The sequence below is a fragment of the Flavobacterium seoulense genome, assembly GCF_000695795.1.
Lineage (GTDB): Bacteria > Bacteroidota > Bacteroidia > Flavobacteriales > Flavobacteriaceae > Flavobacterium > Flavobacterium seoulense.
In genome coordinates this window covers 1-8,826 of sequence record NZ_JNCA01000012.1, presented here as the reverse complement: position 1 = coordinate 8,826, position 8,826 = coordinate 1, and the positions used below count along the sequence as shown (strand labels likewise).

The following is an 8,826-nucleotide window of genomic DNA, read 5'->3' as shown; positions in this document are numbered from 1 at the left end:
ATCGAACCATCGGCTTGTCCAAAGCAGGAAGCATTGGTAGCAATTCCGCTAACAGATACCGCAATGGCAGGTTGTTGAATTATCACTTGAGCAGTCGCAGTACAGTTTTGACCATTATTTCCACCCGGAGCTGTAGCAGTCAAAGTATAAGTTCCTGCTGGCAATCCGGTATTGCTTACGACCTGATTTTGAGCATTGGTAATTACAACAGTTGAACCCGCACTACTAGTTACCGCAATCGAACCATCGGCCTGACCAAAACAGGAAGCATTGGTAGCAATTCCGCTAACCGAAACAGCAATGGCAGGCTGACTGATAACTACCTGAGCAGTGGCAGTACAGTTTTGACCATTATTTCCACCCGGAGCAGTGGCTGTTAAAGTATAAGTTCCCGCTGCTAATCCGGTATTGCTTACCACTTGGTTTTGAGCATTGGTAATCACCACTGTTGAACCCAAACTATTGGTTACCGCAATCGAACCATCGGCTTGTCCAAAACAAGAAGCATTGGTAGCGATTCCACTAACAGAAACAGCAATGGCAGGTTGGTTGATAGTTATTTGCTCTGTATCAGTGCATCCTTTAGCATCTGTTACGGTAACAGTGTAGGTTCCTGCAGCTAAGTTAGTTGCTGTAGCTGTGGTTTGAACAGGATTAGTATTCCAACTATAGGAATAATTTGCTGTTCCGCCAGTTACTGAAGCAGTAGCCTGACCATTGTTACCTCCAAAGCAACTTACATTTGTGAAAGTGTTTATTGTGACTATTGGAGAAGGAGATATTGTTATTGTAGCTTCGCTTGTTGCTATATTATTTCCGCTACATAATCCTGAATTTGTGAATACAGCGCGATATTTAGTAGTTTGAGTTAAATTTGTTGCAGTATAAGTTGTTGTTGTATTAGCGATATCTGTCCAAGTTGTAAATGGACTCACTGATGATTGCCATTTAATAATGGATGAACCACTTGAAATACCACTAACCGTTAAGACGTTATTATTTGTTCCGGAACAAACAGTTGCATCTGGACCTACTGAACCTTTTAAAGGAATTCCAAATGTGAGTGGAGTATTGGTGCATCTACTTGAACTATCAGAATTACCACTAACAGAAGCTAATTTGGTAATATTAATTAAGCCTGGATTATTTACATCACAAACATTAAATCCAATACTTCCAAAAGGGATATTGAATTCAAGAAAGGAACCTCCACCGCTACTACAACCTGTTGCACTTCCATTTTGTGCAGCAAGTCCATTATTAACAGCAAGAGGAGTTTTGACACTACCATTTCCAGAATATAAATTAAAAGTAGATGCATTAGAATTTATTTCAATAATATATTCAGCGCCAGCTACAGTTAATGAACCACCAAATGTATCAGAAGTTAGTCCTGTTAAAGGATTATTATCGGTGTCTAAATATAATCTGAATAATGCAGCACCTCCATTACCAATATTCATTCCTAATCTTAAAACCTGATTTTGCGTGTCAACTTTTGCACGAATTGTTCCAATTTGACATGTGGAAGAAGGACTAGCTAATATTTGTTGGCTAAAAACTATTCCTGTAGCATATTCATCACCTATAGCTCCCGGACCAGGGCAATACTTACCATCAAAGGTATCTTGAGAAAAACCATCTATTATACTAAAAAAGAATAGTAAAAAAACAGATAATATGGTTGTTTTCAACTTTTGTGAGGGTAGATTTGTTTCCATATTCTAATTATTTAAATATTTGACAATAGAAATATTTAAGTAATGTCAAGATTATAAATCAATTATAATCTAATCTGTTAGAAATCAGAATTTACTTAAAGTTTGTAGTAGGTTACAAAACGAATAGGAATTAGATTAACTAATGTGATATTAGCCAAGAATTGGGGGAATTGAATAAAAGAATATTGATTATAATTAATGAATTAAAATTAATTTTAGAAAAAAATAATTTTAAAAGTAGGAGAGTGCATGTTGTTTTTTGGGGGTAAAAAAACAACATTTAGGTTCAAAATATTTTATTTCAAAAGCAAATTGATTTTCCAATCATCGAAGTTCAATTGTTAAGAAATAAAAACACTTTTAGTTTTCCTTTCTTGGGAAAAACTTATGATTAAATTTAGGAAGAATTAACCAGAATTACTTTTTTAATCCACAACTAACCTAAAAAGTCGTTTAAGTGTTTGTTGTGTGTAATTGATTTGTTATTAATGTATTATGTGGTAATCTGCAGATTGATGATATTAAGATTAGAAATAATAAAAAAAACCTCGAAAGATATTTAATCTTCCGAGGCTTTAAGTTAACTAGGTTAGTAGTTGCTATTATAAATCAGTAATTATGAATTCGCTTCTACGGTTCATTTGGTGTTCTTCTTCAGAACATTTTACGTTGTCCTTACATCTGTTCACCAATTGACTTTCGCCATAACCCTTACCGGTTAATCTATTTGCATTAATACCGTTTTTAACTAACCATGCAATAGTTGATTTAGCTCTTCTGTCTGATAATGCTTCGTTGTATTTGAAAGATGCACGGCTATCAGTATGCGAACGGATGTCTAATTTCATATTAGGATATTGGTTTAATACATCTAATATTTTCTCTAAATCCAGTGCTGCTTCCATTCTGATATCTGATTTATCTAAGTCAAAATAAATCATCTTAATACCAAAACATTTTCCTAAATCGTCTCCAATGGTTACTTTACACTGGTCTTTTTCGAGAGCAATAGGTAAATGAGTTTTTCCGCTTTCTTTCGAAATTGTTATCTGTTTTTCATTGGTATTGTATTCTTCTTTTTCGGCTCTTACAGTATATAATTTGTTGCATTCAACAACAAAATTATAAGCTCCGTTTTGATCTGTAACTGCCGTATTCAGAATATTCATTTTGTTGTCAAACAAAGTTACTTTAGAATTTGGAAGTGCAATTTTAGAATCTAAATCGGTAATTTCACCATATAATTCCTGTTCGCAAACTAGTTTTCTGGTTTCGGTAAAACTGTAAATATCGTCAAATCCTTGTCCGCCATCTCTGTTTGAAGATAAGAATCCTTTTCCTGTTTTAGTATCAATAATAAAGGCAAAATCATCTTTAGGAGAATTGGCATCCAACCCGATATTTTGAACTTTACTTAAAGAACCATCGTCATTGATTTTTGCCATAAAAATATCTAATCCACCTACACCAGGATGTCCGTCAGAAGCAAAGTAGAGTTCGTTATCCTGACTTACAAAAGGGAAAGTTTCTCTACCTTCAGTATTGATTGATGGACCTAAATTTACCGGAGTTCCAAAAGAGCCACTGCCTGTAATTTGTACTTTATAAATATCAGATTGTCCTAAAGTTCCAGGCATATCTGAAGCAAAATACAATGTTTTTTCGTCTGGGCTTAAAGTAGGGTGAGCGGTGCTATAGCTATCACTAGTAAACGGAAGTGCTTGTATATTTACCCATTTTTCGCCTTCTAATGTAGCTTTATATAATTTCACTAAAGTGATTCCTTTAGCATTTTTACCTTTTTTACCATCAAGGTAATTGTTTCTGGTAAAGTAAACTGTTTTTCCGTCTTTAGTAAAAACAGGAGTTGCTTCGTTGAACTTAGAATTTAATGATTTATTAAATTTTACAGGATTGCTGGCACGCATGTTTTCGTCTAAATCAGCACTGTACAAATTAGTAAAATGTTGATCAGTCCAGGTGTGTTTTCTTTGTCCAATACTTCCGGTATCTCTGGCTGATGTAAATACTACTTTGTTATTATAAATTGCCGAACCATAGTCAGAATACTGAGAGTTGATACCTGCATTTTCTATTTTGTATCTGCCAGAGTTGGCTTTAATTTCGTCCAGATAATTAGTATTTTCCTTAAAAAGTTTAGCTCTGCTATCATTATCCGAAATCTTATCAAATTGTTCCAATACCTGATCTGCCTTTTTATTCTCGCCAATAGCACGAAGAGATTGTGCATAACGATAATAATAAGCAGGTTCGATTTTTGTGTCAGGAAGAGCAAATAGTTCTTCATACCATTTCACGGCTTTTTCAAGTTCACCATTAAAGTAATAGGCATTTCCTAATTTTTGAAAAACTGGAGCTGATTTATAACCTTTCTCTGCAATTCTTTCATAGGTTTTGATAGCATCTATATAAGCATAGTTGTCGTAATCTTTATCGGCATTAGCTAACTTGGCTTTTTGGGAATAAATGTTCAATGAAAAAACACTTATCATAGCTATATAAAAGAGTATATTTTTTTTCATGATAATTGTATTTAGAAGAATCTTGGAGTTGTAATTTTGTTATTGTTTTTGAAAATTTCGTATCTCAAGAAAATTTCATGTGAACCTGAATTGTAATTATCTAATTTAGTTGTTTCTAAATCGTATCCATAACCTACATATAATGCATCTGATACCTGAAAACCTACCATAGCACTTACAGAAGCACTCCAGCGGTAAGCCAGTCCTGCAGTAAATTTATCATTGAATAAAAAGTTACCCGAAACATCTACCTGCAAAGGTGCACCTTGTACCATTTTAGTTAACAAAGCAGGTTTGAATTTAAGGTTGTAACTTAAATCCATTACATAACCCGCAATTAAATAATAGTTTATCTTCTCTTTATTAACTCTTAATTGGTTATCGTTATACTGATTTGTTTCGATAAAGTTAGGCACCGATAATCCTACATAAGCTTTATCAGAGTGAAGGTAAATACCTGCTCCAATATTTGGCGATATTTCATTATCAAATCCTTGTAAATTTTGATCACCAGCTTGTTCCGGATTCAATTTGCTAAGATCTAAATTGAATAAGTTAGCCGAAGCTTTAAGACCAAAAGAGAGTTTTACATTTTCAGAAGTAGGGATGGTGTAGGATAGATCCGCAGAAAGTGTATTGTCTGTTGTAGGTCCAATTTTATCATTTACTATTGAAACCCCCAAACCTAATCTACTATTATTAAAAGGAGTGTTAATAGAAATCGCATTTGTTGTAGGTGCTCCATCAAGTCCAACCCATTGGGTACGGTGTAAAGCAAATATACTCATTGCTCCTCGTGATCCGGCATAAGCAGGATTTACATTTATAGTGTTGTACATGTATTGGGTATATTGTGCATCTTGTTGTGCATAACTTACCATTGCAGTAAACATTAAACTGATTAGTACTATTTTTTTCATTTGACTTCTTTTTTTAAACCAGAGGTTTTATTAGAACCTCTGGTGTTAGATTTGAGTTATTATCTAGTAAGATACAAATATCCTTGTTGTTTTTTAGGAATTATTTCACCTTGTAAACCTACTGAAGTATAGTTTAAGATATAGAAGTAAGTTCCGGTAGGTAATCCAGCAGATTTGTCTACTGTTACTCTTCCTTCAGAGAAACCTCTAAATGCTTTACTGTCATTATTATATCCTTTCGTTTCATAAACTAATATACCCCATCTGTTGTAAATCTCTACCGAATTTTCAGGGTAACAAAGTGTGTCTTCGATATTATCAATTTTAAACACTTCGTTTGTTCCATCACCATTAGGAGTAAAAGCATTGTGAACAACGATAGTTCCACAACCTAATACAAATGCTCTTTCAACTATTACAGTATCTGAACCGCTTACAGGAGTATTATTAGGAGATAATGCATTTACTGTTGCAGTATTGCTAATATTTTCATTTCCTAAATCACTTTGACTTACTCTGTAATTTTCAGTAAACTCTTTAGATTCTCCAATTGCTAAATTACCAATTGTACTATTAAGTCCTGTTAATGGATCACTTACCACTACTTGGTGTAAAGTTACATTTCCAGTATTAGTAACCACAATAGTATAGGTTATTATTTCGTCTAAAGTATCATAATTAGTTTTATTAGCTGTTTTCACTAAAGTCATACCTGGATTCTGAGTCAATGGAGTAGTAGTAGGTGTATCGTTATCTACTGTTGTACCAGAGATGTCAGTTACATTGTTTCCTTTAGGATCTTTAGCTGTTGCCAAAGCAGTATTGGTTACTTTTCCAGCATCAATATCCGTCTGAGTAATAGTATATGTTCCTTTGATTACTGAACTAGAAGCTCCTGCAGCAAGAGTTGCAATTGAGTTTCCAGTAATAGTCAATCCTACCATTGTATCTGTAACTACTATATTAGTCAACGTTGTGTTTCCAGTGTTAGTTACTGTAAAGGTGTATGTAATTACATCTCCTTTAACACCTGTTCCAGCTATGCTTGCCGTTTTCACTAAAGCAATTTTTGGAGTTTGTGCTACTATAGTAACAGTAGGTGTATCGTTTTCTACCGTTGTTCCAGAGATGTCAGTCACATTGTTTCCTTTAGGATCTTTAGCTGTAGCCAAAGCAGTATTAGTTACTTTTCCAGCATCAACATCTGCCTGAGTAATAGTGTAAGTTCCTTTGATTACTGAACTAGAAGCACCTGCAGCAAGAGTTGCAATTGGACTTCCAGTAATAGTTAATCCTACCATTGGATCTGTTACTACTACATTAGTCAATGTTGTGTTTCCAGTGTTAGTTACAGTAAAGGTATATGTAATCACGTCTCCTTTAATACCTGTTCCAGCTATGCTTGCTGTTTTCACTAAAGCAATTTTTGGAGTTTGTACTACTATAGTAACAGTAGGTGTATCGTTTTCTACCGTTGTTCCAGAGATGTCAGTTACATTGTTTCCTTTAGGATCTTTAGCTGTTGCCAAAGCAGTATTAGTTACTTTTCCAGCATCAACATCTGCCTGAGTAATAGTGTAAGTTCCTTTGATTACTGAGCTAGAAGCACCTGCAGCAAGAGTTGCAATTGGACTTCCAGTGATAGTCAATCCTACCATTGGATCTGTTACTACTACATTAGTCAATGTTGTGTTTCCAGTGTTAGTTACAGTAAAGGTATATGTAATCACGTCTCCTTTAATACCTGTTCCAGCTATGCTTGCTGTTTTCATTAAAGCAATTTTTGGAGTTTGAGTTAATTCAGTAATGGTACAATCAGTACATACAGGATCTTTAGGGCAAGTAGTACAAGGCGTTGGATCAGTAGATGTAGCCGTTATCGGATTATCTTTTGGATCTTTCGCTGTAGCTGTAGCCAAGTTGTATACAATTCCTTTGTTGATATCATCCTGAGTAATAGTATGCGAAGCAGTAAATGTAGTTGCATCAGTTGCTCCAGGAGCTAAAGTTGCAATTGGTCCGCCAGTTACCACAGCATTGTTATCTGTTACTGTTACATTAGTCAAAGTAACATTTCCAGTATTCTTGATTACAAACTTGTATGATACTACATCACCAACGTTTGTTTTACCATCTTGGTTTGTATCTACATAAGTTCCGTCTTTAGTAATTGATATACCAGGGTTTTGAGGTATTTCAGTAATGGTACAATTTGTACACTCAGGATCTTTAGGACAAGTAGTACAAGGCGTTGGATCAGTAGAAGTAGCCGTTACCGGTTTATCTTTTGGATCTTTAGCTGTAGCTGTAGCCAAGTTGTACACAATTCCTTTGTTGATATCATCCTGTGTGATCGCATGCGATGCAGTAAAGGTAGTTGCATCAGTTGCTCCAGGAGCTAAAGTTGCAATTGGTCCACCAGTTACTACGGCATTGTTATCTGTTACAGTTACATTAGTCAAAGTAACATTTCCAGTATTCTTGATTACAAATTTGTATGTTACTACATCACCAATGTTTGTTTTACCATCATTATTAGTATCTACATAAGTACCATCTTTAGTAATTGAGATACCAGGGTTTTGTGGTATTTCAGTAATGGTACAATCAGTACACACAGGATCTTTCGGACAAGTTGTACAAGGTGTTGGATCAGTAGAAGTAGCCGTTACCGGATCTCCAGCAGGAGGTATACCTTTAGCTGTAGCTAAATTATAAACTACTCCTTTATTAATATCCTCTTGAGTAATATTATAAATGGCAGAGAATGTTGTTGTATCACTCTCGTTTACATTTAAATCAATCGGACCACCAATCACAGTTACTTTGTTATCAGTAATTGTTATGTTAGTTAATTTAGAACCTCCTGTATTTTTTACTATAAAAGTATATTTGATTTGATCTCCAATATTAGCTTTGCCATCATTATTCGTATCTATATAATTACCTTCTTTGGTAATAGCAATAGATGGATTATAAACAGAAACTTTAACAATAGCTTGATCACAATTAGTAGTTAGATTTATGTTTTCACATATTTTGTATACTAATTCATAATTACCAGCAGGTGTTCCTGCAGCTACTACCACATCCGTTCCAACAAGTGTAATTCCAGAATTAGTACTGCTTACAAAAGAAGTCGTAATTTCTAATGGATTTACAATACTACCATTTAAGTAATCATTACTCAAGATATTTATACCTGCATTACCACCTTGTATACCATTTACAGGTCCGGCAATATCATCATTTGCATCTATAGGAGAAGAAGTTACGGTTAACGTACCGTCTACCTTAGTTACTGTATAGTTAGGATTGTTACCCAAAGTTACTTCGATAGGGTATGATCCTACATTAGAGAACTGAGTGGCTGTAGTTGCTAAAGTATAGTTGATAGCATCACCACCGGCTACTGCACCTGTTACCACAGCAGTAAGCACAGGATTTTGTTCCCCGTATACTTTTGTTTTGTTATCAGCAGTTACTACTACATCAATCGCTTTCGGAGTTACGGTTAACGTACCGTCTACCTTAGTTACCGTATAGTTAGGATTGTTACCCAAAGTTACTTCGATAGGGTATGATCCTACATTAGAGAACTGAGTGGCTGTAGTTGCTAAAGTATAGTTGATAGGAAAAGTA

Annotated in this window: 4 protein-coding genes; all 4 read right to left on the bottom strand. The window is 34.7% G+C overall.

Annotated elements, in window-relative coordinates; translation table 11 throughout:
• Nucleotides 1-1,721 (bottom strand): SprB repeat-containing protein (locus tag FEM21_RS06525; RefSeq protein WP_035659021.1); only part of this gene is annotated, 1,721 nt, incomplete at its 3' end.
• A 602-nt stretch (nucleotides 1,722-2,323) separates the two neighbouring features.
• A complete protein-coding gene (locus FEM21_RS06520; RefSeq protein WP_035659020.1) occupies nucleotides 2,324-4,264 on the bottom strand; it encodes an OmpA family protein in 1,941 nt (646 codons plus the stop codon).
• A gap of 11 nt (nucleotides 4,265-4,275) precedes the next feature.
• The gene (locus tag FEM21_RS06515; protein WP_035659019.1) at nucleotides 4,276-5,184 is read right to left on the bottom strand and encodes a PorP/SprF family type IX secretion system membrane protein; all 909 of its coding nucleotides are present in this window, start codon (nucleotides 5,182-5,184) and stop codon (nucleotides 4,276-4,278) included.
• Nucleotides 5,185-5,243: 59 nt separating this feature from the next.
• A partial coding sequence (locus FEM21_RS06510) for a DUF7507 domain-containing protein (protein ID WP_152547381.1) occupies nucleotides 5,244-8,826 on the bottom strand: 3,583 nt, incomplete at its 5' end.